The organism is Streptomyces sp. SCSIO 75703, assembly GCF_036607905.1.
Classification (GTDB): domain Bacteria; phylum Actinomycetota; class Actinomycetes; order Streptomycetales; family Streptomycetaceae; genus Streptomyces.
In genome coordinates this window covers 6,556,618-6,581,913 of sequence record NZ_CP144555.1, presented here as the reverse complement: position 1 = coordinate 6,581,913, position 25,296 = coordinate 6,556,618, and the positions used below count along the sequence as shown (strand labels likewise).

Annotated in this window: 26 protein-coding genes and 1 pseudogene; 11 read left to right on the top strand and 16 right to left on the bottom strand. The window is 74.9% G+C overall.

From position 1 onward, the window contains the following. The first annotated feature begins 49 nt into the window (after window positions 1-49). On the top strand, window positions 50-1,093 hold the full coding sequence (locus tag VM636_RS28960) for a methyltransferase (protein ID WP_030419335.1): 1,044 nt from the start codon (window positions 50-52) through the stop codon (window positions 1,091-1,093). Window positions 1,094-1,167: 74 nt separating this feature from the next. Here the strand turns inward: VM636_RS28960 and VM636_RS28955 are convergent, their stop codons facing one another. The 4 genes from VM636_RS28955 to VM636_RS28940 all read right to left on the bottom strand — a co-directional run bounded on the left by VM636_RS28955 (window position 1,168) and on the right by VM636_RS28940 (window position 4,673). Then, window positions 1,168-2,328 (bottom strand): SchA/CurD-like domain-containing protein, encoded by a 1,161-nt coding sequence (locus VM636_RS28955; RefSeq protein ID WP_030419334.1) that lies wholly within the window; start codon window positions 2,326-2,328, stop codon window positions 1,168-1,170. Between the two features lie 148 nt (window positions 2,329-2,476). Next, complete coding sequence (locus tag VM636_RS28950; RefSeq protein ID WP_030419333.1) at window positions 2,477-3,145, bottom strand: class F sortase; 669 nt, start codon at window positions 3,143-3,145, stop codon at window positions 2,477-2,479. Between the two features lie 111 nt (window positions 3,146-3,256). Then, window positions 3,257-3,667 carry a hypothetical protein gene (locus VM636_RS28945; RefSeq protein WP_030419332.1) on the bottom strand — a complete coding sequence of 137 codons (411 nt, stop codon included), beginning with the start codon at window positions 3,665-3,667 and terminating at the stop codon, window positions 3,257-3,259. Between the two features lie 163 nt (window positions 3,668-3,830). After that, window positions 3,831-4,673 carry an alpha/beta hydrolase gene (locus tag VM636_RS28940; RefSeq protein ID WP_338486051.1) on the bottom strand — a complete coding sequence of 281 codons (843 nt, stop codon included), beginning with the start codon at window positions 4,671-4,673 and terminating at the stop codon, window positions 3,831-3,833. Window positions 4,674-4,895: 222 nt separating this feature from the next. Here VM636_RS28940 and VM636_RS28935 point away from each other — a divergent pair, with 222 nt between their 5' ends. Together VM636_RS28935 and VM636_RS28930 are read left to right on the top strand one after the other, a co-directional pair. Beyond that, the gene (locus VM636_RS28935; protein ID WP_338486049.1) at window positions 4,896-5,591 is read left to right on the top strand and encodes a hypothetical protein; all 696 of its coding nucleotides are present in this window, start codon (window positions 4,896-4,898) and stop codon (window positions 5,589-5,591) included. An 82-nt stretch (window positions 5,592-5,673) separates the two neighbouring features. Next, a complete protein-coding gene (locus VM636_RS28930; protein WP_030419329.1) occupies window positions 5,674-6,201 on the top strand; it encodes a GNAT family N-acetyltransferase in 528 nt (175 codons plus the stop codon). On the opposite strand, the gene VM636_RS28925 is transcribed toward VM636_RS28930, so the two are convergent. From VM636_RS28925 to VM636_RS28915, 3 genes are all read right to left on the bottom strand, one after another. Beyond that, entirely contained in the window at window positions 6,191-6,649 is a 459-nt protein-coding gene (locus tag VM636_RS28925) for an ATP-binding protein (protein WP_030419328.1), read from the bottom strand. The two genes, VM636_RS28930 and VM636_RS28925, sit on opposite strands and share 11 nt — an antisense overlap. Before the next feature lie 188 nt (window positions 6,650-6,837). Then, window positions 6,838-7,284 carry a DUF2267 domain-containing protein gene (locus tag VM636_RS28920; RefSeq protein ID WP_030419327.1) on the bottom strand — a complete coding sequence of 149 codons (447 nt, stop codon included), beginning with the start codon at window positions 7,282-7,284 and terminating at the stop codon, window positions 6,838-6,840. A gap of 186 nt (window positions 7,285-7,470) precedes the next feature. Further along, on the bottom strand, window positions 7,471-7,908 hold the full coding sequence (locus VM636_RS28915) for an Hsp20/alpha crystallin family protein (protein ID WP_030419326.1): 438 nt from the start codon (window positions 7,906-7,908) through the stop codon (window positions 7,471-7,473). Between the two features lie 153 nt (window positions 7,909-8,061). On the opposite strand from VM636_RS28915, the gene VM636_RS28910 reads away from it, so the two are divergent. Then, window positions 8,062-8,727: a type III effector protein gene (locus VM636_RS28910; protein WP_338486046.1), complete on the top strand. Its 666-nt coding sequence runs from the start codon at window positions 8,062-8,064 to the stop codon at window positions 8,725-8,727. A gap of 122 nt (window positions 8,728-8,849) precedes the next feature. On the opposite strand, the gene pgm is transcribed toward VM636_RS28910, so the two are convergent. Further along, on the bottom strand, window positions 8,850-10,490 hold the full coding sequence (gene pgm, locus VM636_RS28905) for a phosphoglucomutase (alpha-D-glucose-1,6-bisphosphate-dependent) (protein ID WP_030419324.1): 1,641 nt from the start codon (window positions 10,488-10,490) through the stop codon (window positions 8,850-8,852). Between the two features lie 488 nt (window positions 10,491-10,978). Then, window positions 10,979-11,407: a hypothetical protein gene (locus VM636_RS28900; RefSeq protein ID WP_030419323.1), complete on the bottom strand. Its 429-nt coding sequence runs from the start codon at window positions 11,405-11,407 to the stop codon at window positions 10,979-10,981. Window positions 11,408-11,631: 224 nt separating this feature from the next. On the opposite strand from VM636_RS28900, the gene VM636_RS28895 reads away from it, so the two are divergent. Next, on the top strand, window positions 11,632-12,453 hold the full coding sequence (locus VM636_RS28895; RefSeq protein WP_030419322.1) for an SAM-dependent methyltransferase: 822 nt from the start codon (window positions 11,632-11,634) through the stop codon (window positions 12,451-12,453). A 22-nt stretch (window positions 12,454-12,475) separates the two neighbouring features. Here VM636_RS28895 and VM636_RS28890 read toward each other — a convergent pair whose 3' ends face one another. Further along, window positions 12,476-13,411 (bottom strand): LysR family transcriptional regulator, encoded by a 936-nt coding sequence (locus VM636_RS28890; RefSeq protein ID WP_030419321.1) that lies wholly within the window; start codon window positions 13,409-13,411, stop codon window positions 12,476-12,478. Window positions 13,412-13,505: 94 nt separating this feature from the next. Here VM636_RS28890 and mdlC point away from each other — a divergent pair, with 94 nt between their 5' ends. The 3 genes from mdlC (at window position 13,506) to VM636_RS28875 (ending at window position 17,990) form a co-directional block, all read left to right on the top strand. Next, window positions 13,506-15,086 carry a benzoylformate decarboxylase gene (gene mdlC / locus VM636_RS28885; RefSeq protein WP_053914300.1) on the top strand — a complete coding sequence of 527 codons (1,581 nt, stop codon included), beginning with the start codon at window positions 13,506-13,508 and terminating at the stop codon, window positions 15,084-15,086. 125 nt (window positions 15,087-15,211) lie between these two features. Continuing rightward, on the top strand, window positions 15,212-16,666 hold the full coding sequence (locus VM636_RS28880) for a benzaldehyde dehydrogenase (protein WP_030419319.1): 1,455 nt from the start codon (window positions 15,212-15,214) through the stop codon (window positions 16,664-16,666). Window positions 16,667-16,727: 61 nt separating this feature from the next. Next, window positions 16,728-17,990 carry an aromatic acid/H+ symport family MFS transporter gene (locus VM636_RS28875; protein WP_338486042.1) on the top strand — a complete coding sequence of 421 codons (1,263 nt, stop codon included), beginning with the start codon at window positions 16,728-16,730 and terminating at the stop codon, window positions 17,988-17,990. Window positions 17,991-18,110: 120 nt separating this feature from the next. Here the strand turns inward: VM636_RS28875 and VM636_RS28870 are convergent, their stop codons facing one another. After that, window positions 18,111-18,854, bottom strand: a complete 744-nt coding sequence (locus tag VM636_RS28870) for a PepSY domain-containing protein (protein WP_338486040.1) — start codon at window positions 18,852-18,854, stop codon at window positions 18,111-18,113. A gap of 268 nt (window positions 18,855-19,122) precedes the next feature. Beyond that, window positions 19,123-20,163: a LysR family transcriptional regulator gene (locus VM636_RS28865; protein ID WP_234340463.1), complete on the bottom strand. Its 1,041-nt coding sequence runs from the start codon at window positions 20,161-20,163 to the stop codon at window positions 19,123-19,125. 208 nt (window positions 20,164-20,371) lie between these two features. On the opposite strand from VM636_RS28865, the gene snpA reads away from it, so the two are divergent. After that, a complete protein-coding gene (gene snpA, locus VM636_RS28860; protein WP_030419315.1) occupies window positions 20,372-21,037 on the top strand; it encodes a snapalysin in 666 nt (221 codons plus the stop codon). Between the two features lie 64 nt (window positions 21,038-21,101). On the opposite strand, the pseudogene VM636_RS28855 reads toward snpA, so the two are convergent. Together VM636_RS28855 and VM636_RS28850 are read right to left on the bottom strand one after the other, a co-directional pair. Further along, window positions 21,102-21,376, bottom strand: a pseudogene (locus VM636_RS28855) (radical SAM protein); the annotation flags it as partial. Window positions 21,377-21,420: 44 nt separating this feature from the next. Continuing rightward, window positions 21,421-22,104, bottom strand: a complete 684-nt coding sequence (locus VM636_RS28850; protein WP_030419314.1) for an adenosylcobinamide amidohydrolase — start codon at window positions 22,102-22,104, stop codon at window positions 21,421-21,423. Between the two features lie 475 nt (window positions 22,105-22,579). On the opposite strand from VM636_RS28850, the gene VM636_RS28845 reads away from it, so the two are divergent. Then, window positions 22,580-22,930 carry a hypothetical protein gene (locus VM636_RS28845; RefSeq protein ID WP_030419313.1) on the top strand — a complete coding sequence of 117 codons (351 nt, stop codon included), beginning with the start codon at window positions 22,580-22,582 and terminating at the stop codon, window positions 22,928-22,930. A gap of 42 nt (window positions 22,931-22,972) precedes the next feature. Here VM636_RS28845 and VM636_RS28840 read toward each other — a convergent pair whose 3' ends face one another. Both VM636_RS28840 and nsrR read right to left on the bottom strand, forming a co-directional pair. Next, window positions 22,973-24,169, bottom strand: coding sequence for a globin domain-containing protein (locus VM636_RS28840; protein ID WP_338486036.1), 1,197 nt, complete (start codon window positions 24,167-24,169; stop codon window positions 22,973-22,975). A gap of 74 nt (window positions 24,170-24,243) precedes the next feature. Further along, window positions 24,244-24,690: a nitric oxide-sensing transcriptional repressor NsrR gene (gene nsrR, locus VM636_RS28835; RefSeq protein ID WP_030419311.1), complete on the bottom strand. Its 447-nt coding sequence runs from the start codon at window positions 24,688-24,690 to the stop codon at window positions 24,244-24,246. A gap of 150 nt (window positions 24,691-24,840) precedes the next feature. On the opposite strand from nsrR, the gene VM636_RS28830 reads away from it, so the two are divergent. Next, complete coding sequence (locus VM636_RS28830; protein WP_030419310.1) at window positions 24,841-25,272, top strand: hypothetical protein; 432 nt, start codon at window positions 24,841-24,843, stop codon at window positions 25,270-25,272. Window positions 25,273-25,296 lie beyond the last annotated feature (24 nt).

The window sequence follows — 25,296 nt, the reverse complement described above, 5'->3', positions numbered from 1 at the left end:
GACCGCCCCGCAACCACCCGTGCACCGTAGAACGGAAGGACAGCGGTACATGACGACCGCTCAGACCGCCCCGCCGCCGCCCATGCGGCTCAGGGAACTCGTGTTCGGGGCGGCGTGTGCCGCCGCCCTCCGCGCCGCCGCCCGGCTCGGCGTCGCCGACGCCCTGGACGACCGCCCGCTGGCCGTCGAGGATCTCGCCGCCGCCGTCAAGACCGAACCGCAGCCGCTGCGCCGGCTGCTGCGCGCCCTGACCTGCCACGGCGTCTTCGCCGAGGAGCCGGACGGGACGTTCTCCCACACCGACATGTCCCGGCTGCTGCGCGAGGACGACCCGCACAGCCTGCGCGCCATCACCCTGTGGTGCACCGAGCCGTGGACCTGGGACGCCTGGCCCCGGCTCGACGAGGCGGTACGCACCGGCCACAACGTCGTCGAGGACCTGTACGGCAAGGAGTTCTTCACGTACCTCGGGGAGGACGCGCCCGAGTCGGCCGAGGTCTTCAACCGGGCGATGACCACCTCCAGCCGGCAGTCGGCGGCGGACGTCGCCGCCTTCCTCGACCTGTCGGGGCGCGGCTCCGTCGCGGACATCGGCGGCGGCCAGGGCCACGTGGTGGCGAGCCTGCTGGAGAAGTACCCGTCGATGCGGGGCACCCTGCTCGACCTGCCGCGGGTGGTGGAGAACGCCGACCCGCGACTGCGCGAGGGCGGCGCGCTCGCCGGCCGGGTGGACATCGTGCCCGGCGACTGCCGGGCCGCGATCCCGGTCCGCGCCGACGTCTACGTGGTCAAGAACATCCTGGAGTGGGACGACGAGAGCACGGCCCGCACCCTGCGCAACGTCGTCGAGGCGGGCGGTCCCGGCACCCGGGTCGTGGTCATCGAGAACCTCGTCGACGACTCGCCGTCGATGCGGTTCAGCACCGCGATGGACCTGCTGCTCCTGCTGAACGTCGGCGGGGCCAAGCACACCACCCAGAGCATGGTCGCCCGGTTGACCGCGGCGGGCCTGGTCATCGACGACATCCGTCCGGTCAACGCGTACCTGCACGCCTTCGACTGCACCGTCCCCGAGAAGACCGCGGGGCTCTGAGGGACCCACGGCACCGGCCCCGGACCACGCCGAGCGCGTGGTCCGGGGCCGGTGCCGTGGGGGCGGACGGGGTGTCAGACGCCGTCCGCGCGGCGGTCGGTGACCAGCGCCATCCGGGCCCGCGCGAGGGCTCCCGCGAGGGCGGGCCCGTCCTGTCCGGACGCGCTGCCCAAGCCGTCGGGGTCGTCGAGGAGTTCCGTCAGGTCGGCGGTCCGCGCCGCGTCGGGCAGGCCGAGCGCGACCGCGGGGTCGCAGGCGTCGAGTCCGCCGCGCACGTCGATGAGCCGGACGACGATGTCGTCGCGCTGGAAGATCGTGCTGCACACCACCGGGCTGCCCGGGTCGTCGGCCGCGGCCTCGTCGCGTTCCGCCAGGAGCCGGGCCAGCCGGGTGCCGCGGCCGGGCCGGGCGGGGTAGGACAGGGCGTGCCGTTCCGCCTCCGGGTCCTCGCGGCCCGCGGTGACGTGGTGGACGGCGGGCAGCGCGGCCCGCGTGTAGAAGACCCGCGCGGACTCGGGGTCGCCGAGGTCCCGGTCCTGTTCCAGGTACGGGTTGATGGCCTCCTCGACCGCGCGTACCTCGGGCTGCTGGGCGACGTGGCGCAGGGCCGCGAGGAGGTCGCCGCGGACCTCGATGGCCCGCACCACGCGGTTGCCGTGCAGGAAGAGCGAAGTGCGGCACAGGCGGGTGGAGTCGTCGACGCGGGCCTCGGGCGAGGCGTAGTCGGCGAGGATGCCGGCGACGGTGGCCTCGCTGCCGGGCCGGACGGTGAAGGTCAGGGCGTGCCGGATGACGCCGTCACCGACCCGCGGTGCGGTCTGGAGTCCGCCGCGGCCGGGCTCGGCCTCCGCCACGGGCCGGCCGGTCTCGCGGACCACGTGGAAGCGCAGCGATCTGGTGTCCCGGACGCAGCGGTGCAGCGGTTTGACCATCTTCACGTGCTCTTCGCTGCTCACCCAGTCCAGGAAGGGCGGGGCGCTCTCCCACTCGCTGGTGATGAGCCACTGGGAGGGGTTCTCGATGGACTGGCAGAGCTGTTCGCTGAGGTGCCCGGGGACGGACTCGACGTGGCTGCGGAGCTGTTCGTACGTCTCCAGGAACTCCTGCTGGGCCCCGTCGTTGACGTCGACGAGCAGGACGACCCGGAGCCGGGAGCCGTCGAACACGGACTGGGAGACGCGGTGCGGCACCTGCCGCGTCCGGGGGTGTGAGGCGGTGGGGGACGTGGTGGTCATGGTGCGCACATCTCCTTCGCGGGGGTGGGACTGAACGTCGCCCGCGGTGATACGACGCCAGCGTGTCTCGATCCTGTGCCCGCCCCCGCGCCCCCGCGACCCGTGTGTGTTGGGCGGGTGACCGGCCACGGGGCGGTGCCGCCGGGGGTCAGGCGAGGTGCGCGAAGACCACCAGGTTGTCGGTGTAGTCCTTCGCCGTGCGGTCGTAGGAGCCGGCGCAGGTGATGAGGCGTACCTCGGGGCGGTCCGCGGGGTCGTAGACCCGTTCGCTCGGGAAGGCGCTCTTGTCGAAGGTCTCCAGGCTGTCCACGACGAAGGAGGCGGTGCGCCCGTCGGCGCGTTCCACGTGGAACATGTCGCCCTCCTCCAGTTGGTCGAGGCGGGCGAAGACGGCCGCGGAGCGGGTGGTGTCCACGTGTCCGGCGATGATCGAGGTGCCCTTCTCGCCCGGCGAGACGCCGTTGGCGTACCAGCCGACGAGGTTCGTGTCGTCGGGGGGCGGGGGGTCGAGCCGGCCGTCCGCGGCGAGGGCGAGGTCGGTGAAGGGGGCGTCGACGGAGATGCCCGGGATGAGCAGGCGCACCGGCGCGGAGCGGGGCAGGACGCCGTCCGTGCCGTCGGCGGAACCGGTGGCCGGGGCCGCGGACGCGCCGGCGCGTGCGGTGGCGGGCGGCGTGGAGTCGGCCGACGTGCCCTTGCCGCCGAGCAGGTTGACCGCGAGGAGCAGCAGCACCACGGCGCACAGCACGGTCATGCCGCCGCGGGAGCTCTGGCCGGGCCGGGCCGGACCGGAGGGGGCGGACGGGGGGACGGGCATCGGGAACCACCTCGGGGTGCGCGGCAGCGGGTCGGGGGGTGGGACGCGGGCGAGCCGGGCCGCCCCGCGGGGTGCGGGTGGCGGCCCGGCCGCTATCGCGCCCGGCACGGCTCAGGCCGTTCCGTCGGACGTCTTCCGGCGGCGCAGGGCGTACAGTCCGGCGCCGGCGACGGCCAGTACGGCGATGCCGCCCGCGGTCGCTCCCGGCTGGGCGAGGCCGCCACCGCCGGTGTGCATGCCGCCGCGCGGCTGCTCGCGGTCGCCGCCGCCGTTCCAGGACTTGCCGCCGCTCTCGCCGCCGCCGTCCCAGCCGCCCTCGGCGGAGACCGCGCTCAGCGCGCCGCCGCCCGTGTGCATGCCGCCGCGCGGCTGGCCGTGCCTGTTTCCGCTGTCGTGCTCCTTGCTGTAGGACGAGTCGTCGTTGTTCCAGTCGCCCCCGGCGGCGGCGTGGGCCCCGGGGGCGCCGAAGGCGAGGACGCCTGCGGCGGCCGCCGCGGCCAGGAGCGTGCGAGCTGAGCGCATCGTGGGTTCCTTCCGTCGGGCGCGGGCAGCTGGTGCTTCGTCAGCTTCGGAAAACCCGTGCTCGACGTGCATCACCGTCAGTCAGGCGTGGCCCGCGCACCACTCAAGGCGCTCAGGCGGGTGAAGACCCCCCGCCGGGTGGGCGGAAGGTGTTCCGCGGGGGCTACCGGCGCAGGAACTCCAGGAGGTCGGCGGTGAACCTCTCCTTGTCGCCGGGGACCATCGCCAGGCCGTGGGACGCCTTCTCGTAGACCTTCAGCTCGGCGCCGGGGATCAGGCGGGCGGCCTTGCGGCCGGTGGCGTCGAGGGGCACGATCCGGTCGTCGTCGCCGTGCACGACGAGGGTGGGGATGTCGAAGCGGGCCAGGTCGGCGTGGAAGTCGGTGCCGCCGAAGGCGTCGACGCAGCGGACGGCGCCCTCCAGGGTCTGGGACATCGCCATGTGCCAGAAGGCGTCCCGGTTGCCCTGGGTGGGGCCCTTGCCGTCGGAGTCGGCGCCGGTGTCGTCGGCGGAGAAGAAGCCGGCCGAGAACTCCCGCCAGAACTGGGAGCGCTCGGTGAGGAGGCCGGCCTTGATGTCGTCGAACACCTGCTGCGGAACGCCCTCGGCGTTGTCCGGGCCGCGCCGCATCAGCGGGGTGATCGCGGACAGGAGCACCGCGGAGCGGACGCGTCCGGTGCCGTGGCGGCCGATGTAGCGGGCGAGTTCGCCGCCGCCCATGGAGTGTCCGACGAGGGTGACGTCCCGCAGGTCGAGGCCGGTGATCAGGTCGTCGAGGTCGTCGGCGAAGGTGTCGAAGTCGTACCCGCCGTACACGGGGGTGGAGCGGCCGTGGCCGCGGCGGTCGTGGGCGATGCCGCGCAGGCCCGCGTCGGCCACCGCCTTGAGCTGGTCCTGCCAGGCGTCGCCGTTCAGCGGCCAGCCGTGGATGAAGACGACCGGCCGGCCGCTCCCCCAGTCCTGGTGGAAGAGGTCGACGTGGTCGCGGGTGGTGCACGTGGGCATGGGCCCTCCGTCGGTCAGGGGGCCCGGTCCCGAGGGGCGGGCCGGTGGGAGTGGGTGGGGATGCCGCGGCATCCCCCAGCAGTCGACCGCACGCGTACCGGCCGCGCACCAGCACGCCGCCGGGCGGGGCCGGCCCGTCACCCCACCGCCGGTCGGCCCGGCCGCCGGGGGCGGCGGGGCGCTTGCTAGGCTCCAGCGCTGACCTCGGCCGATGGGAGGATCGTGCGGGCCACCAGCACAGCGACGACCGTACTGGCGTGTCTTCTGGCGACGGCGGCGGTGACGGGCTGCGGGTCCGGCGACCCGGGGAAGGACGCCTCGGCGCGGCAACTGCTCGACCAGGCGAATGCCGCGATGCGCCGGCTGGACTCCGTACGGATCGAGTACACGACCACCTCGGAGCAGGGCGGCACGATCAGCAGCACACAGGTGACCGACCTGTCCCGCCGGTGCGCCACGACCACCACGTGGTCCCAGGGCGGCCGGCTCGAACAGATCCGGATCGACGAGACGGACTACGTGCGTCCCGACCGCGTCTACCTCCAGCGGTGGAAGAAGGACGGCTCCGCCATGGCCGAGCAGCGGCTGTGGGTCCGCACGCCGGTGACCGAGGCGTCCACCGCCGAGGGGCTGGACGACTGCCCCCGCGAGTTCCTCACCTTCGGCACGGTGACGGAGGGGAGGACGACCCGCGTCGACGGGCGGGCCGCCCGCGAACTGAGCGTGGTGGACGAGGAGTCGGGCAAGGGGACGTATGTCTTCTCCGTCGCGGCCGAGGGCACGCCGTACCTGCTGAAGGTGGTCTACCGGGACGACGTCTTCCACACCGTCACGACCTTCGCCGACTTCGACGCCCCGGTGGACATCCGCCCGCCGGAGGATGCGGAGGTCGTCGGCCGGGACGACGTCCGGGACTGAGCGCACGGACCGGGCCGCCGCTCCCCCGCCGCCGCGCGGATATCCGGTCGCCCGGGGGCCGCGGCCCCGCTACGTTCCGGGCATGACGGAACTGCGCACCGAACGCCTGCTGCTGCGCCGCTGGCACGCCCGCGACCTGGCGCCGTGGGCGGAGCTGAACGCCGACCCGGAGGTCCGCGCCTACTTCCCCGACGTGCTCGACCGGGCGCGCAGCGACGCCTCGGTGGCCCGCTTCCAGGCCGGGCTCGACCGGCGCGGCTGGGGCTGGTGGGCGGTGGAGACCGTGGCCACGGGCACGTTCATCGGGTTCGCCGGACTCGATCCGGTGGACGAGGGCATGCCGTTCGGCGGCGTGGAGGCCGGCTGGCGGCTGGCCCGCGCGGCCTGGGGGCACGGGTACGCCACCGAGGCGGGACGGGCGGTGCTCGCCCACGGGTTCGGGGAACTGGGCCTCACGGAGATCCTCGCCGTGAGCGCCGCCGGGAACGCGCGGTCGCGGGCGGTGATGGAGCGCCTGGGCATGACCCGCGACCCGGCGGAGGACTTCGACGACCCGGGCGTGCCCGAGGGGCCGCTGCGCCGGAGCGTGGTGTACCGGATCAGGAGGTGAGGCGGAACGGTTCGTCGATGAGGGGGACGGCGGCCCGGGTGCGCTTGCCGACCGGTTCCTTGTGCACCTCGAAGCTCTGACAGACGGCCATCACGATCTCCAGCCCGTGCCGTCCCACCCGGCCGGGGTCCGCGGCGGCCGGGACGGGCAGCACCGGGGCACTGTCCCACACGGTGACCTCCACGCGGTCCTCGGCCAGTTCCAGGTCCACCAGAGACGGGCCGGGGGCGTACTTGCAGGCGTTGGTCAGCAGTTCGCTGACCACGAGCTGGACGAGGTCCCTGGCGCGGTCGGAGACCACGAGTCCCCGCGCGGCGTGCAGCCGGTCGAGGAAGCGGCGGGCCAGCTCGCGGCCCCGGGCGATGTCACCGGGACCGCCCTCGTACTCCGCCGACATCCTGACCAGCGCTTTCCTGAGCTGGTCGCTGTTCCGGGCAGCCCCGTCCATCCGATCCGCCCTCTTCCTGAGCCTTGACCGTTACGCCTGCCCGTCTACCCCGAAACGGGGAAAGCAACGGACATCGGCCACGCGGGATCACGGACCGTGCCGCCCGGGACCGGCCCTGGGCGCGGGCGCGCGCACGCCGCGCCGCCCGGGAGCGGGCGGCGCAGCGTGTCGGGTGCGGTGCGGGGGCGTCAGGCGGCGGCCTGGGTGAGTTCGCCCCGGCCGAAGAGGAGCGCGTAGCCCTGGGGCAGGGAGGCGAGCACCCGGTCGAGCACGTCGGGGCCGGCGAGGCGGGCGACGACGCCGAGGACGGAGCCGACGTCCCAGCGGGTGGTGGCCGGCGATCCGCCCGTGCGGGCGGCGAGGTCCCGGACGAACCCCCAGCCGGTCGGGGCCGCGCCCGGCGCGGGTGCCGGGGCGGTGAGGACCCGCGCGGCCTGGGCGGGCAGGCACGCGGCGAGGTCGGCGCGCACCTCGCCCGCGAGCCGGCGGCCGAGGGCGGTCAGCACGGCGCGGACGACCTCCTCGGCGCGCTCGCGCGTGGGGTAGGCGCCCTGGTAGCGGACCTGCTCCAGCATCCTGGCGTACGACGTGTCCGGCGTGCTGGACACCGCCGCCGGGGCCGTCTGGGACTGCATCGGTGGTTGTCGCCTTTCTCGCTCGTGGCTGGTCGGGCGTCACGGGTCCGCGCCCCCGGTGTACGGGGGTCGCGGGCCGCGCGCCGCGCCGCCGGCCTGTCGCACCGGCCGGCGGAGGGGGTGAGGGGTGGACGCGAGGGAGCGGGACGCGGGGCGGGTGCCCCGCGTCCGCGGGGTGGCCCGTCCTCAGCCGGAGATCTCCTTGCGCTCCTCGGAGCCGCGGACGGAGATCCGGCGGGGCCTGGCCCGCTCGGCGATCGGCACGCGCAGGGTCAGCACCCCCGCCTCGTACGCGGCGACGATGTGCTCCGTGTCGAGGGAGTCGGCCAGCATCACCTGGCGGGAGAAGACGCCCAGCGGGCGCTCCGACAGCTCCCGGTGCACGTCCCCGTCGTGGTCGGCCGGCCGGCGTTCGGCCCGCACCGTGAGCATGTTCCGCTCGACGTCGATGTCGATCGCGTCCGGCGACACTCCCGGGAGGTCGAAGGCGAGCACGTAGGTGTCGCCCTCGCGGTAGGCGTCCATCGGCATGACGGAGGGACGCGACCAGGTGCCGGTCGTGCCGCCGAACAACTGCTGGGTGAGGCGGTCGAACTCACGGAAGGGGTCGGTGCGCATCAGCATCGTGAAACACCTCCAGTACCGGTGTGGATGACTCGGGCGCCGGAGCGGTGCGTGCGCTTCCAGCGCTCTTGTACTTCTTCTTGTACCATGTCATCGGAACGATGACAAGCGGAGGTGTCACCCGAACGGTGACGCGATCGAGCGGAGGTGACCATGCCCGAGGACCCGCGGGAGACCGCTGCCCGTCCCGCGTCCTTCCACGCCGCGGCGGCGGCGCTGGCGGCGATCGAGGACGCGGTGCGCACCGCACGGGAGTCAGGTACGCGACCGGAGGACGGCACCGAACCCGGTACCGAGGGCCCCGAGCACGCGCTCGCCGCGCTGCTGCTCCTGCGCGAACTGCGCGACCAGCTCGCCGGCTGGGAGACGGGGCTGATCGAGACCGCCCGGCAGGCCGGTGCCAGTTGGGCCGACCTGGCCGGACCGCTGGGCGTCGCCAGCCGGCAGGCCGCCGAACGCCGCTACCTGCGGCTGCGCCCCGGCGCCCCCGGCAGCACGGGGGAACAGCGGGTCCAGGCGGCCCGGGACCGGCGGGCCGGGGACCGGGCCGTCACCGCCTGGGCCCGCGGCAACGCCGCCGGCCTGCGTCAACTCGCCGGCCAGATCACCGCCGTGACCGCTCTCCCGGGCGAGGCCCGCGCCGCGCTGGAGCGGGCGCTGGGCCACGACGACGCCGCCGGTCTCCTCGGCCCCCTGGCCGGTGCCCGGGACCACCTCGGCGCGGGCCATCCCGAGTTGGCCGCCCGCATCGACACCCTCACCCACGACACGGACCGGGTCCGCCGTACGGCCGGGGACCGGCGCGGCGCTGCCGGCTGACCCCGGGCCGGCCCCGGTGAGGCCGCCTCGCCGCGTCCGGACGCCGACGGCGGCACGGGCCGCTCCCCCGGGACGCCGTCGGGCGGCGGTGGCGGGGAGCGGCCCGGCGCGGACGGGGCGGGTCAGCCGCCGAGGGCGGCGAGGACGACCGCCTTGGCCTCCTCCTGGACCTGCCGCAGGTGTTCCGGGCCGCGGAAGGACTCGCCGTAGATCTTGTACACGTCCTCCGTGCCGGAGGGCCGGGCGGCGAACCAGGCGTTTTCCGTGGTGACCTTGATGCCGCCGATGGGCGCGCCGTTGCCGGGGGCCTCGGTGAGGACGCCGGTGACCGGCTCCCCGGCGAGGGTGCCGGCCGTGACCTGGGCCGGGGAGAGCCTGGCGAGGCGGGCCTTCTCCTCGCGGGTGGCGGGGGCGTCGATCCGGGCGTAGGCGGGCTCGCCGAAGCGGCCGGTGAGCGTGCGGTAGTGCTCGGAGGGCGTGGCGCCGGTGACGGCGGTGATCTCCGAGGCGAGCAGTGCCAGGATGATGCCGTCCTTGTCGGTGGTCCACACCGAGCCGTCCCGGCGCAGGAAGGACGCGCCGGCCGACTCCTCGCCGCCGAAGCCGAGCGTGCCGGCGCCCAGTCCGTCCACGAACCACTTGAAGCCGACGGGCACCTCCACCAGGGGCCGCCCCAGGTCGGCGGCGACCCGGTCGATCATGCCGGAGGAGACGAGCGTCTTGCCGACGCCCGCGTCGGCCGGCCACTGCGGGCGGTGTGCGTACAGGTGGGCGATGGCGGCGGCGAGGTAGTGGTTGGGGTTCATCAGGCCCGCGTCGGGGGTGACGATGCCGTGCCGGTCGGCGTCCGCGTCGTTGCCGGTGGCGATGGTGAAACGGTCCCGCTGCTCGATCAGGGACGCCATCGCGTGCGGCGAGGAGCAGTCCATGCGGATCTTGCCGTCCCAGTCGAGGGTCATGAACCGCCACGTCGGGTCGGTCAGCGGGTTGACCACGGTCAGGTCGAGGCGGTGCTGTTCGGCGATGCGGCCCCAGTAGGCGACGGAGGCGCCGCCGAGCGGGTCGGCGCCGATGCGCACGCCGGCGGAGCGGATCGCGTCCAGGTCGACCACGTGGGGCAGGTCGGCGACGTAGGCGCCGAGGAAGTCGTGCCGTCCGGTGCCGGGGGCCGCGAGTGCCCTGGCGTACGTCACGCGCCGGACGTCCTTCAGGCCGGCCGCGATGATCTCGTTGGCACGGTCCTGGATCCAGGAGGTGGCGTCGGAGCCGGCGGGGCCGCCGTGGGGCGGGTTGTACTTGAAGCCGCCGTCGGCCGGCGGATTGTGCGAGGGGGTGACGACCACGCCGTCGGCGAGGCCGGTGGCGCGGCCCCGGTTGTGGGTGAGGATGGCGTGGGAGACGGCCGGGGTGGGCGTGTAGCCGTCCTCGGCGTCGACGAGGACGCTCACGCCGTTGGCCGCGAACACCTCCAGCGCGGTGATCCTCGCCGGCTCGGACAGGGCGTGGGTGTCGGCACCGAGGAACAGCGGGCCGTCGGTGCCCCGGGCGGCGCGGTACTCGCAGATGGCCTGGCTGGTGGCGGCGATGTGGTCCTCGTTGAAGGCCGTCGCCAGGGACGATCCCCGGTGCCCGGACGTGCCGAAGGCCACGCGCTGGGCGGGCTCGTCCGGGTCCGGGTGCAGGGCGTAGTACGCCGTCACCAGCCGGGCCACGTCGGTCAGGTCCTCGGGGCCGGCCGGCTGGCCGGCTCGGTCGTGCAGCATGCGCCCACTCCTCCGCTTCGGTCGTGCAGTCGCTCGCGGTCCCATCTTCCCCCGGGCGGGCGGCGGCGCCGACCTCGGGCGGGACGTCGGGGTGGGGGCGGGCCGCGGAGGGGCGCACGCGCGTCCGTACGCCGGCCACGGGCCGGGGCGGGCCGGGCGGGTGTACCGGGCGTGGGAGTGCCGGGCGTGGGTCTCCCGCGCCGGTGGCGGGTCGCCGGGAGCGGGGGGCCGGGAGCGGGGGGCCGTGACGCGCCGCGGCCGAAGTCCACGCGGGTGTGCCCCACACCGCAGGGCCGGGGGTCCTCGCGGGGTGGGCCGGCAGCCGCGGCCCGGCGTCGGGGGCGGGTGCCGGTGCGCCCCGGCGGTGACCGGCCGCCGCTTCGGGCGGGTAGGCGTGCCGCTGCCCAAGTGCCCCGTCCCGGCGGGCGGTTGCCGGCCGGAACCGGATGATCCGCCCGTTCCGGGGGGGCGCCGGCGGGGCGGTGCGGTCAGATCTTGCCGCCCGTCAGGCGGGTGAGGGGGCCGTGGGTGGCGCGTCCGGCCCGGTGGCCGGCGGCGTACGCGGTGGCGCCGATCGCGGTCAGCCCGGCGCCGACGCCGGCGGCGACGAGCTTGTGCCGGGCGAGGGCCGTCCACGCCGTCCGGGCACCGGCGGCGACGTGGCCGGAGGTGGTGATGACGGCCTGGCGGCCCGCTTCGACGCCCTTGACCGCGGTGCGGGCGGCGCCGTCGACGGCCGCGGCCGAGCGTTCGGCGCCGGCCCGGACCGCCGACGCGGCGTCGTCCGCGGTGCCGGCGGCGGCCTTCGCGGCCCCGGCGGCGGGGGCGGTCGCGGTGTCCGCGGCGTTCCGGGCCCGGGACGCCGCCTTCCGCGGGGAGGAGTTCTTCGGGCTCTTGTCCTGGTTCGGATCGCTCATGGATGTCGCCTTGCCCCTCCCGGCCCCGGCAAACGCCCCCGCCGCGCCGCGTCGTCAACCCCTGCGCCCCGCAGGGGCGTTCCCGCGTCCGGCGGGGCGCGGGCCGGAGCCGCGGTGCGGCGCGGCCGGCGGCGACCGGGTGCGTCAAGACGGGTGCGCTCTTCAACAACCGTGAGTACGTTGGTCCTTGCGTGATCATCAGGGGAATCGGGAGGGACCAGCAGATGGCCGAGTCGTCCGCCAGGACCGAGGCACGACGCAGGATCAGGACGGACCGGCCGCACACGGCCCGGATCTGGAACTACTGGCTGGGAGGCAAGGACAACTACCCGGTCGACCAGGAGGCCGGGGACCGCATCCGGACCCTGCACCCCGGGATCGGGGAGTACGCCCTCGCCGACCGGAAGTTCCTCGGCCGGGCGGTGCGCCACCTGGTCGCCGAGCAGGGCGTGCGTCAGTTCCTCGACATCGGCACCGGGCTGCCCACCGCCGACAACACCCACGAGGTGGCCCAGCGCCTCGCCCCGGAGTCCCGCGTCGTCTACGTCGACAACGACCCGATCGTCCTCGCCCACGCGGAGGCGCTGCTGACCAGCGCGCCGGAGGGGCGCACCGCGTACCTGGACGAGGACCTGCGCGACACCGACTCCATCCTCGGACAGGCCGCGCACACCCTGGACCTGACCCGGCCGGTGGCGCTGGTGCTGCTCGGCGTGGTCATCTTCGTCGAGGAGGACGAGGAGGCGTACGGCATCGTGCGCCGTCTCGTCGACGCGCTCCCGGCCGGGAGCCACCTCGTGCTGTCGCACACCATCACCCGGCCGGACATGCCCGACGTCGACGCGGCGGTGGCCTTCTGGAACGAGAACGGCACCCCGAAGCTGACCCAGCGCACCCCCGGTGCCGTCGCCCGGTTCTTCGACGGGATGGAACTGCTGCCGCCCGGCGTCGTCTCCTGCAACCGCTGGCGCCCCGACGAGGCCGGGTCCGACGCCGAACCGCCCGCCGAGGTCGCCATGTTCGGGGGCGTGGCCCGCAAGGTCTGACGCCGCCGTGCGCCGGGCCCGGTCAGCGCACGGCGTACGGCGGGAGCTGGGCGGGGCTGACCTGCTCGCCCAGCACGTCCGACATGAACCGCACGAGCCAGCGCTGCGCCGGGCTGCGCGAGGACTCGTGCCGCGCGTACAGCGCGACCTCGATCAGCTCGGTCTCGAACGGCAGCCTGACCAGACGTACGTGGTGGGAGGCGGTGAAGACCTCCCCCACGTACTCCGGGACGATCGCGATCAGGTCGGTCTGCTCCAGCAGGTAGGGCAGCATCGAGAAGCGGGTGGCGTCCACGACGACCCGCTCCAGCAGGCCGTGCGTGGCGAGCACGCCCCGCGGGGCGAGGTGCCCGCTCGGCCCGAAGACCGTCGCGTGGTGCTCGGCCGACAGCTCCTCCAGCGTCACCGCGTCCCCCCGGATCCGCGGGTGGTCGGAGGCGACCATGCCCACGTAGCGCTCCTGGAAGAGCGGGATGCGCACGGTGCGGTGCGTGTTCAGCACCGGCGTCGCCACGAACGCGTCGAGGTCCCCGAGCCGCAGGTGGCTCTCCGCGTCCTCCACGTCGAAGGGGCGGACGGTGAAGGAGACGCGGGGGGCGCGTTCCCGGGCCGCCCTGAGGAGCCGCGGCAGGAGCGTGGCCTCGCCGAGGTCGGACATGGCGATGGTGAAGCGGCCCGGCATGGTCTCGGGGTCGAAGTCGTCCGCCTGCCGGATCGTGCCGTCGATCTCCGCCAGGGCCCGCTGGAACGGTTCGTACAGCCGCCGGGCGCCCGCCGTCGGCGTCAGCCCGCGCCCGGTGCGGCGGAACAGTTCGTCGTCGAAGTGCCGTCGCAGCTTGCCCAGGCTGTAGCTGACGGTGGGCTGGGTGACGTGGAGCGCCTCCGCGGTGGCCGTGACGCTGCCGGATTCGTAGAGCAGCACGAAGACACGGGCGAGGTTGAGATCGAAGGAGGCCATATCGACGGACTCTATATCGCGGCGCCGAAACATTTATTGGTGCCCATGTCGCAAGGTCCCTAACGTGTCGGACGTCACTGCGAAAGGAACGTCCGTGCCATCCGTGCGTCGTGTCTCCCACGAATTCCTGGAGCGCCAGGGGCTCACCACCGTGTTCGGCAACCCCGGCTCCAACGAGTTGCCCTTCCTCGCCGACCTGCCCGACGGCTTCCGGTACGTCCTCGGCCTGCACGAGGGCGCCGTCCTCGGCATGGCCGACGGCTACGCCCAGGCGACCGGCCGCCCGGCGCTGGTGAACCTGCACGCCGCCTCCGGTTCCGGCAACGCGATGGGCGCCCTCACCAACGCCGTGGCCTCCCGCACCCCGCTGGTGATCGTGGCCGGGCAGCAGGTGCGTCCGGCCATCGGTCCGGAGGCCAACCTGGCCAGCGTCGACGCCACCTCGCTCATGAAGCCGCTGGTCGGCTGGGCCGGTGAGCCGGCCTGCGCCGAGGACGTGCCGCGGGCGCTGGCCCAGGCCGTCTTCGAGGCGCGGCTGCAGCGGCGGCCGACCTACCTCTCCGTCCCGTACGACGACTGGGACGCGGAGGCCGGCGACAACAGCCTCGCGGTCCTCGACCGCGAGGTCGGGCGCGGTGCGGCGCCCGGCGCCGAGCAGGGCCGCCGGCTCGCCGAGCGGGTCGCCGCCGCCCGCAACCCCGCGCTGGTGCTCGGCGGCGACATTGACTCGGCCGGTCTCTTCGACGACGCCGTACGGCTCGCGGAGCGGCTCGGCGGACCGGTGTGGGCGGCGCCCTCCCAGTTCCGGCTGCCCTTCCCCAACCGGCACCCGCTCTTCCGCGGCGTGCTGCCGGCCGGGATCGCGCCGATCTCCGCCGCGTTCGAGGGCCACGACCTGGTGCTGGTGCTCGGGGCGCCGGTCTTCCGCTACCACGAGTACCTGCCCGGCCGGTACCTGCCCGAGGGCACGCGGCTGATCCAGGTCACCGAGGACGCCGCCGCGGCGGCGCGGGCGCCGATGGGCGAGGCCCTGGTCGCCGACCCGGGCGCGGTCGTCGACCTGCTCCTGAAGACCCTCGACACGCCGGCCTCCCCGGCCCGGGACTTCCGGCCGGCGCCCGAGCCGGCCACCGCCGGGGGCACCGCGACACACCCGGAGGAGGTCTTCGCCGCCCTGCGCGACGAACTTCCCGACGACACCGCCTACGTGGTCGAGTCCACCTCGACCAGCGCCGCCTGGTGGCGGCAGATGGACCTGCGCCGTCCGGGCTCGTACTACTTCCCGGCGGCGGGCGGGCTCGGCTTCGGCCTGCCCGGCGCGGTCGGCGTGGCGATGGGCTCCCCCGGCCGCCCGGTGGTCGGCGTGATCGGGGACGGTTCGGCCAACTACGGCGTCACGGCCCTGTGGACGGCGGCCCAGCACCGGGTGCCGCTGACCATCGTGCTGCTGCGCAACGGCACGTACGGGGCGCTGCGCTGGTTCGGCGGGCTGCTCGGCGTGCCGGACGCCCCCGGACTGGACATCCCCGGGCTGGACTTCACCCGGATCGCGGAGGGCTACGGCGTGCCCGCCCGGCAGGTCGGCGACGCCGGGGAACTGCGCGCGGCCCTCGCCGAGCAGACCGACGGGCCCCGCCTGATCCAGGTGGACACGGCGCTCACCACCCCCTCCTGAGGGATCGGCGGCACGCGCCGGCCGCTCGCCGGTGGACGGCACCAGGCGAGCACACCACGAACACACCACGGGCATCCGCGCGAGAGCGACGAAGAGCGACAGCGGAAGAGAAGAGAGGGATCACGATGACATTCCTGGACAGCGGCGTCTGGGGCGGCCGGTTCTTCAGCGACGGCTGGCGGGAGTCGGCCACCGCACAGCCGGTCGTGGAACCGGCCACCGGTGACCGGCTCGGCACGGTGGGCACGGCGGGCACCGAGGACGTGGCCCGCGCCGCGGCCCGCGCCGCCGAGGCCCAGCGCGCCTGGGCGGCGACCCCGCCCCAGCAGCGGGCGGCCGTGCTGCGCCGGGCGGGCGAACTCTTCACCGAGCACGCCGCCGAGGTGGAGGAGTGGCTGGTGCGCGAGGCCGGTTCGGTCCGGTCCAAGGCCGGCTTCGAGGCAGGGCTCGCCATCGGCGAGTGCTTCGAGTGCGCGGGCCTGCCGACGCACCCGCAGGGCGAGGTGCTCACCTCCGAGGACGCCCGCTGGTCGCTGGCGCGGCGCCGCCCGGCCGGGGTCGTCAGCGTCATCGCGCCCTTCAACTTCCCGCTCATCCTCGGGCTGCGCTCGGTCGCCCCCGCACTCGCCCTCGGCAACGCCGTGCTCCTGAAGCCCGACCCGCGCACCGCGGTGAGCGGCGGTGTCGTCATCGCCCGGATCTTCGAGGAGGCGGGGCTGCCCGAGGGGGTGCTGCACCTGCTGCCGGGCGACGGCTCGGTCGGCCAGGCGGTCGTCGACGCGCCCGAGGTGCGGGTCGTCTCCTTCACCGGCTCCACGCCGGTCGGGCGGGCGATCGGCGAGCGGGCCGGCCGGCTGCTCAAGCGGGCCCACCTGGAACTGGGCGGCAACAACGCGCTGGTGGTGCTGCCGGGCGCGGACGTGGCGAAGGCGGCGTCGGCGGGCGCGTTCGGCTCGTACCTGCACCAGGGGCAGATCTGCATGACGACCGGCCGGCACATCGTGCACGAGTCGCTGGTCGAGGAGTACACGGCGGCACTCGCCGCGAAGGCGGATGCCCTGCCGGTCGGCGACCCGGCCCGCGAGGAGGTGGCGCTCGGCCCGATCATCGACCGGCGTCAACTGGAGCGCGTGCACGGCATCGTCACGGACAGCGTGGCGGCCGGCGCGAAGGTCGCCGCGGGCGGCGAGATCGACGGCGCCTGCTACCGGGCCACGGTGCTGACCGGGCTGACCACGGACATGCCGGCCTGGCGCGAGGAGATCTTCGGCCCGGTGGCGCCGGTCATCTCCTTCTCCACGCTGGAGGAGGCGGCCCGGATCGTCGACGACTGCGAGTACGGGCTGTCCGTCGGCATCCTCGGCGACGTCGGCACGGCGATGAAGCTCGCCGACCGCATCGAGTCCGGCAAGGTGCACATCAACGAGCAGACCGTCGGCGACGAGCCCAACGCCCCCTTCGGCGGGGTCAAGGCGTCCGGCACGGGCTCCCGGTTCGGGGGCGCGGCGGCCAACGTCGAGGCGTTCACGGAGACCCAGTGGGTCACCGTCCGCCCGGACATCGCCGACTACCCGTTCTGACCGGCCCGCCCTTCCCCGTCCCCGCTTCGCTCACCCACACCCGACTGGGGGGAACGTCACCATGGCTTCCGCCACCACGTCCGACTCGTCCACGCGCGGCTCCCGCGACGCGGGCGGCACCTGGACGGTGGTCCTGTGCTGGATCACCGTCCTGCTGGAGGGCTACGACCTCGTCGTCCTCGGCGCGATCATCCCCACCCTGCTCAAGACGCGGCACCTCGGCATGACCGCGGCCGACGCGACGACCATCGCCACGCTCTCCCTGGTCGGCGTGGCGATCGGCGCGGTCTGCGTCGGCCCGCTCGCCGACCGGCTGGGCCGGCGGGCGCTGCTCATCGGCTCGGTCGTGCTGTTCTCCGTCTTCACCCTCGTGGTGCCGCTGGCGAACTCCGTCGCCATGTTCGCCCTGCTCCGGCTCACCGCCGGGCTGGGCCTGGGCGCCTGCATGCCGGTCTCGCTGACGATGATGGCCGAGCGCATGCCGGCCAGCCGCCGGGCGCGGGCCAGCACGCTCACCATGACCGGCTACCACACCGGTGCGGTGATCACCTCGCTGCTCGCGCTCCAGGTCACCGACGACTGGGAGATCCTGTTCTACCTGCTCGGCGTGGTCGGCCTCGGCGTCGCCGTCATCCAGTGGTTCCGCCTGCCGGAGTCCGACGCCTTCGTCAAGGCCCAGCGGGAGGGCGCCGAGCGGGTGCCGTTCACGGAACTGCTCAAGCCGGCCTACCTGCGCGCCTGCATCGGCGTCTGGATCGCCTCGTTCATGGGCCTGCTGCTGGTCTACGGCCTCAACACCTGGCTGCCCAAGCTGATGAACGACGCCGGCTACCCGGTGCCCACCGCCGTCACCCAGCTCCTCGTGCTCAACGTCGGCGGTGTCGTCGGCCTGGTCCTCGGTGGCTGGGTCGCCGACCGGCGGGGCATCAAGGGCACCACCATGGCCTGGTTCGCGGTCTCGGTCGTCATGCTGGCGTGCCTGAGCGTGAAGATGGGCAGCGACCTGCTCCTGAACACGGTGGTCTTCCTCACCGGCGTGTTCGTCTTCTCCGCGCAGGTCCTGGTCTACGCCTATGTGACCAACTTCTACCCGGCCGCCGTGCGCGGCACCGCGCTCGGCTCCGCCTCGGGCATCGGGCGGCTCGGGTCGATCGTCGGCCCGTCCATCACCGGCGCCCTGGTGGCGTCGGGGATCGGCCACCCGTGGGGCTTCTACTTCTTCGCGGCGGTCGCGGTGCTCGGCTTCCTCGCCGTCCTGACCCTGCCCGCCCGCGCCGCGAAGCCGCGGAGTATCGGGGCGCAGGCGGTCGAACCGGCGGCCTGACGCCCGCGTACGGCGGAACGCGACGGGAGCGGCGGGCCCACCCGGCCCGCCGCTCCCGTCGTGCGTGTGCGCTCCCGCGTGGTGTCCGGTCGCCCGGCCGCCGTGCGTGGCGAGGGCCGGTCAGTCGTTGGTGACCTTCTCGCCCAGGACCTTGCCGTTGGTGGCGTCCACGTCGACGGCCGTGAGGTCCCACGTGTCGGTGTTGACGACGTCCACGGTCCACTGGAGCTGCTGGTCGTTCTCGTCGAGGTCGAGGCCGGTGACGGTCCCCTTGGTCTTGTCGGTGGCCGCCTTGACGGCCTGCTGCGGGCTCTGGCTCGCCTTGTCCAGCCGGTCGGCCATGTCCCGCTTGTCGGCGGCGCTCTGGTCCGGCTCGACCTGGGTGCGGAAGACCTTGCCGCTGACCGCGTCGATGTCGATGCGGTGCACGGTGCCGTCGGGTGCGGCGACCTTGGCCTCCCACTCGGGCGCGCCCGTGCTGGGGGCCGGGTTCGGCGTGCTCGGGCTCGGGGAGCCCGTCGCCGACATGGCCTCCTTCGTGGTCCGCTGCAGTTCGAGTTCCACCAGCTTGCTCTGGGGGACCTCCTTCATGGCGGTGTCGGCCGCCTTGTCCCAGGTGATCTTCGCCATCGGGATCAGCGCCTTGCGCTCGGCCCGGTCACCGCCGGGCGAGGAGGTCGCCGTGCCCGTCGGGGAGGCGGTGCCGGTGCCGGGGGTGGAGGGCGATCCGGTCGGCGCCGCCTCGGCGACGCTGGAACGGGTGGTGTCGGCGCTGCTGCAGGCGGTCGCCAGCAGGAGGGAGCCGCCCAGGGCGCAGATCGCGGCCAGGGACCGGAGGGGCGGGAGTCGTCGCGTAGAGCTCATGGTGCTCTCGGTAACCAGCCGGTCATCCCGCCATACCGGCGGGAAAGGGAAATCACCGCAATGGACCGACACGCCGCTCCGACGCCCGGCGCGGGCGTCGGGCTTGGCGCCGGGGCCGGCGCTACAAGGGGCTGCGGGCGGGCCGCCGGGGCGGCTTGTGCCCTGCGGGGCGCGGGCGTTCACCCGGGTGCCGGGCCGGTGGCGTCCACCGGGGTACGAGGCGGACGGGCCGCCATCGGGGCCGGCCCCGGTGACGGCCCGCGGCGGGTCAGCGGGCCGGGGTCAGCTCCGGGCGGCCCGTACCCGGGACGGCCGCGCCCGGGACCACCGCTCCCGGTGGGGGCACAGCCGGTGAGGGGACGGCCGGTGAGGGGACCGGGTCCGGCGGCAGGGGGCCCGCGCCCTCCAGCCACTCCCGGTAGGCGCGCGATTCGCGGGCCACCTCCCAGTACGCCTCCTCCAGCGCCGGGTAGACGGCGTCCAGCCGGTCCGGGGTGCGCGCGGCGAGCAGCAGGCGGACGCCGAGCGGGTCGCCGTGCAGGCGGCGCACGGCGAGGTCGGGGCGCGAGCGCGAGCTGGGCTGGCAGACGGTGACCACCTCGCCGGTGGCGACCAGGGACGCGGCGGTGTGGTAATCGCCGTGCAGGACACGGGGGTCGAGGCCGGCGGCGCGCAGCATCCGGTGCACACCGTCCCATTCGCCGTCGACCGTCGGGTCGACCATCCAGCGGTCCTCGGCCAGGTCCGCGAGGCGGACCACGCCGCGGGCGGCGGCCGGATGGTCGGCCGGCAACATCACGAACTGCGGCTCCCGCTCCACGAGCACCCTCAGCCGCAGCCCCTCCGGCACCCGCAGCGGACTGCCCTCGACCTCGTGCACGAAGGCCACGTCGAGTTGCCCGTCGGCGACCCGGCACAGCAGTTCGTTGGCGGAGACGTCCATCTGGAGGGCGGGTTCCAGGCCGGGTCGGCGGAGGCGGCGCAGCCAGCCGGCGAGGGCCCGGCTCGCGGTGGAGCCGACGCGCAGCCGGCTGTCGCCGCCGGCCGCCGCGGCACGGGTCTCCCGGACCAGGGCGCGCATGTCGGCGACCAGCGGGCGGGCCCGGCCGAGGACGGTGCGGCCGAGCGGCGTCGGACGGCAGCCGGTGCGCTCGCGTACGAACAGCCGCCCGCCCAGGGCCTGTTCGATGCGGTTCAACTGGGCGCTCAACGTGGGCTGGGCCACGCCCAGTTGGCGTGCCGCCCGGTGCAGGCTGCCCGCTTCGTCGATCGCGCAGAGAGCGCGAAGGTGCCTCACCTCAAGCTCCATGCGGGGAGCGTAGAGGGGACCAGAGGGTTGCGCCAGGTGAACAAAAGGCGGCGGACCCGGGCGAGTTCAGCACTTCGGTCCTCGTCGCGCCGGGGGTGCGGGTGCCGGTGATAGCCCGGCCCTATCACCGGTTGCCATCATCCCAGCGGGCTCCTGCGCGCCTCACACTCACCGGTGACGACTTCACCCCCACACCGAGGAGTCACCGATGCGCGTCAAGCTCCCCCTGCTCACCGCCGCGGCCGGTCTCGGCCTGACGGCGGCCCTGCTCGGCGGCCCGGCCGCGACGGCCGCCGCCCCCGCTCCTTCCTCCGACTACCTCGGCTACGCCGCGTCGGCCGAGAACGCCCAGGAGAACCAGGAGTTCTTCGAGGCGGTCATCCGCTCGGTCGCCGAGAAGCGCGCCGCGAGCCCGAACTCCGCGGCGGCCGTCACCGTCTACTACAGCGCCGCCAACGCGCCGAGCTTCCGCAGCCAGATATCCCGCAGCGCCCAGATCTGGAACAGCTCGGTCGCCAACGTCCGCCTCGCGGAGAGAAGCTCGGGCGCGGACTTCGCGTACTACGAGGGCAACGACTCGCGCGGCTCGTACGCCTCGACGGACGGGCACGGCCGGGGCTACATCTTCCTCGACTACCGGCAGAACCAGCAGTACGACTCGACGCGGGTGACCGCGCACGAGACCGGGCACGTGCTGGGCCTGCCGGACCACTACTCCGGTCCGTGCAGCGAGCTGATGTCGGGCGGCGGCCCCGGCACCTCCTGCACCAACGCCTACCCGGACGCCAACGAGCGGGCCCGGGTGAACCAGCTCTGGGCGTACGGCTTCACGGCCGCGCTCGACAAGGCGCTGGAGAAGTCCGCCCAGCGCTGACGGCGACGCCCTCGGGGACGGTCCGGCCGGGCCGTCCCCGTCGGCGTGCCCGGCCGCGGCTCCGTCACAGGGAGGGGCCGGACGGCAGGGCGGCCGGTACGCGTTCCAGGACGCCGCCGGCGAACACGTCGTACAGGGGCCGTGTCTCCAGGTGGACGTAGCCGGTGTGGCGGTCGCAGACGGCGAGGGGGCGGGGCAGGGGCGCGGCGCCTGCCGGTAGGAGCCGTCGTAGAGATCGCCGAGCGCGGTGCGGACGAAGTGGCGGCGGCGCACGGTCCCGTCGCCGTCGGCGCAGACCACCGACTCGCCGGTGCGGCAGGGACGGAGCCCGGCGCAGCGGTCCTCGGGCCCGGTGGGGCCCGGTGGATCGGGAGGGGGCGGGTTCAGCCGGGCGCGGGCAGGGCGGTGAGGACGGCCCGGTGCACGGCGCGGGCCAGCCGGGCACCCCACTCGGAGCGGGGGCCGGCGAAGGCGTGGACCTCGGCACCGGGGCGGGGCGTGCGGGCGGCGACGCACACGGCGTCGGTCGGGGTGCCGGAGCAGTCGAGGCCGGCGTCCAGGAGCGCCTGGACCTTGGCCTCGGTCGCGGTGATGACCGCGTTCACCAGGGCGGCGTCGCTCAGCGCGACCGGGACGGCGGCGACGATGTTGATCGTGCCGGGCGCGGGGACCGCCACGGGGGTCTCGTGCGGCACGGCCGCCCAGCCGCGCACCGCGACACCGGCGGTGGCCAGGGCCTCGGCCCCGCCGTCGTGGCCGCGTCCGGGGGCGCGGATGTCGGCCGCGGTCATCAGGCCGACTCCCCTGCCGGACACCCCGGCGTCCCGGGCGAGACGGGCCAGGTGCGCGGCGGGGTCGGTGCGCCGGTAGCCGTGGGCCACCTGGGCGTTGAGCACCCAGGCGCGTTCGGCGAGGCCGCCGCCGAGCACGGCGCTGCTCGCCATCCGCCAGCCGGGCCCGGCCTCCCACAGCAGGGCGCGCAGTCGCTCGCCGTCCTCCAGGCGCGTCAGGCACCGCGGCTCCAGCAGGCGGGCCCCGCCGCGCGGCGGTGGCGGGACGACGGTCACGGGTCGGGCTCCCTGCGGGGTCGGGGACGGACCGGTCGATCGTACGCGGCTCCCCCGGCACCGGCTCGGGGGCCCGGGTGCGGGGAGGGTGAGCGTGTGACGCGGCCTCGGCCGGGGGGAATCGGACACCGGCCCGGGGCACTACGTTCCGCGTCCCGGCCCGGGTGCCCGGGGCTTCGGACCCGGCTCCGGCGGTGGGCCCTCGGACCAGGCCCCGGGGCCTCACGCCGCCCCGCCGGGGGTCCCACCCCAGCGCCCTCCCCGCAATCCGCCTCGGCATCCCTTCCCGGTTCCCCGGCGTCCGGGGGGAAAGGACGTCCAAGACCCGGGGTGAAGACCGCGTGACGGGACTCCGCGGACCGAGCGCGGCCCCACGCCGGTTCGCCCGGCGGTGCCGGGAAGGCGCGTTGCGGGGTGGGCCGCCGGGGCTTTCACTGAAGGCAGACACGCCGTCAGGCGTCGGATCGGAGGCACGATGCTGTCCCATACGCTGCAGCACGGGGTCCTGGTCATCAAGGTGGACCGGGACCCGGGGATCGACGGGCGGGCCGCACTGGCCACGCACATCACCCGCCTGGTCGATGCCCACCATCCCCGTCCCGTCGTCATCGTGCTCACCGAGCCGGCCGCCGGGAACGCCGCCGTCAGCGCCGTGCTGCGGGCTCACCAGTGGTGCGGCCGGCTCGGCGTGCTGATGTCCGTCGTCGCGCACAGCGCCCCCGTCCGGCGCCTGCTGGAGAACAACGCGGACAGCTCCGGTCCGCGCCTGGTGGTGCACGCCCGGGTCGACACCGCGATCAGCACGGCCTTCGCGGCGGCGGCCTGAGGCGCCGCCCGGCGGGAGCGGGGCGGCGCGTTGCGGGGCCGGTCAGCTCGCGGCGAGCCAGAGGTCGGGGCCGAACACCTCGTAGTGGACGGCCCCGGCGGGCACCCCGCGCTTCAGCAGGTCGCCGCGGACGGCACGCATGAAGGGCACCGGTCCGCACAGATAGGCCGTCAGGCCGGACGGCAGTTCCAGGCCGGAGAGGTCGGCCCGGCCGGCGGCGGCCCCGTGCGCGGAGTCGCTGGGCTCCTCGTACCACAGGTGGAGCCGGGCGCCGGGCAGGGCGCCGGCCAGGGCACGCTGCTCCTCGCGGTGGGCGTGGTCGGCGGGGCTCCGGTCGGCGTGCACGACGATCACCGGGCGGGTCGATCCGGTGGCGGCCAGGTGGTCCAGCACGGCCAGCATGGGCGTGACGCCGATACCGGCGGAGGCGAGCAGCAGCGGGCCGTCGCCCTCGGCCGGGACCAGGTCACCGAAGGGCTCGGAGACGGTGAGCACGTCGCCCTCGCGGGCGTGGGCGTGCAGCCAGGAGGACACCTCGCCCTCGGGGCCCGCACCGCCCCGGACCCGCTTGACGGTGATGCGCCGCTCGGGCCGGCCGGGCGCGGAGGAGAGACTGTACTGGCGTATCTGCCGGGCGCCGTCGGGCAGTTCGCACTGAACGCCGACGTACTGTCCGGGGCGGAAGGGCCGCAGGGGCCGGCCGTCTGCGGGGCGCAGGTCGAAGGAGACCGCGTCGGCGCTCTGTTCCCGCCGCCCGACGACCTCCATCCGGCGCCAGACCTCGCCCTCGGCGACGCCGGACTCCTCGTAGAGGCGGGCCTCGAGGGCCACCAGGGCGTTCGCCATCAGCCAGTAGACCTCGTCCCAGGCCGCGGCGACCTCCGGGGTGACGGCGTCGCCGAGCACCTCCGCTATCGCGGCGAAGAGATGACGGTGGACGATCTTGTACTGGTCGGAGGTGATGCCGAGCGAGGCGTGCTTGTGGGCGATCCGCGACAGCATCGCGTCGGGACGCTCGTCCGGGCGCTCCAGCAGCATCCCGGCGAAGGCGGCGAGGGAGCCGGCCAGGGCCCGTTGCTGCTCGCCGCTCGCCTGGTTGCCCCGGTTGAACAGGTCCCGCAGCAGTTCGGGGTGGGCGGCGAACATCTTCCGGTAGAACAGTTCGGTGATGTCGCCGATGGCCGCTCCCACCGCGGGAAGGGTGGCCCGGACCACGGGGACGGACTGTTCGGAGAGCACAGCGGGCTCCTTAATTGGTAGATGAGATGCGTGTTAAACGGCGGACGGAGATCCGCAGGGACACCCGGCTCCCCTCAGCCGGGCGGGCGGGAGGTCAGGCCGACCAGGACCGGCCCGGTCGGCGCGGCCACCAGATCGGCCACGGTCAGCGGGTCGAGCGCGGCGTAGAACGCCTCCTGCGCGGCCCTCAGGGCCCCCCTGAGCCGGCAGGCGGCGCGCAGCGGGCACGGCGGATCGTCCTCGCAGGCGACGACCTCCCCCTCGCCCTCCAGCTCGCGCACCAGCCAGCCGACCGACGCCTGCCGGCCGAAGCCGGTCAGCGTCAGCCCGCCGCCGCGTCCGCGCCGCGCCTCCACCACGCCGAGGTGACGCAGGCGCGTGACGGCCTTCGCCGTGTGCGTGTACGGAACCCCCACGGCCTCGGCCACCTCGCGGGTGGTCAGCGGGTCGTCACCGTCTCTCACGACCGCCAGGCGCATCACGGAACGCAGCGCCAGGTCGGTGAACTTCGTCAGCCGCACGTCCCGGACGCTAGCAAATACGCATGTTAAATTCCCCTTTGGGTCCGGTCGCGGGGGTGTGGAGTGCGTCACCCGGCCGGACCGCGGCGGACCGGCCGTCCAACCGGGCGGTGTACGGGTCGAGTTGCGAGCAGCGGACGGTGGCACCTGATGACTGTGGAAGACGGCGGCGCTCCCCTGCCCCGTGTCCTCACCGACACGGCGGCGCTCCTGGCGTCGGGGACGGAATCGTCCGGTGCGTTGTGGCGGCTCGCCGAGTCGGGACGGCAGCTCGACGCGAACGTGGTCCGCGTTCCGCCGGGCGGCCGGGTGGGCACCCATGCGGAACCCGATCTCGACGTCCTGCTCCTCGTCCTGGCCGGCGCGGCCTCGCTGACCGGCGCCGACGGGGAGCACGCGCTGCGTCCGGGGGTGCTGACCTGGCTGCCCCACGGTTCGACGCGCGCGCTGGAGGCCGGCCCGGACGGGGTGGCGTACCTGACCGTGCACCGGCGCCGGCCCGGGATGCGGATCGGTCCGCCCGACGCCGCCGCCCGGCTGGTGCCGGGCGGCGGCGAGGGCGGCGGCGACCGCGACGGCTGAGCGGTCCCGGATGGCCCGCGGCGC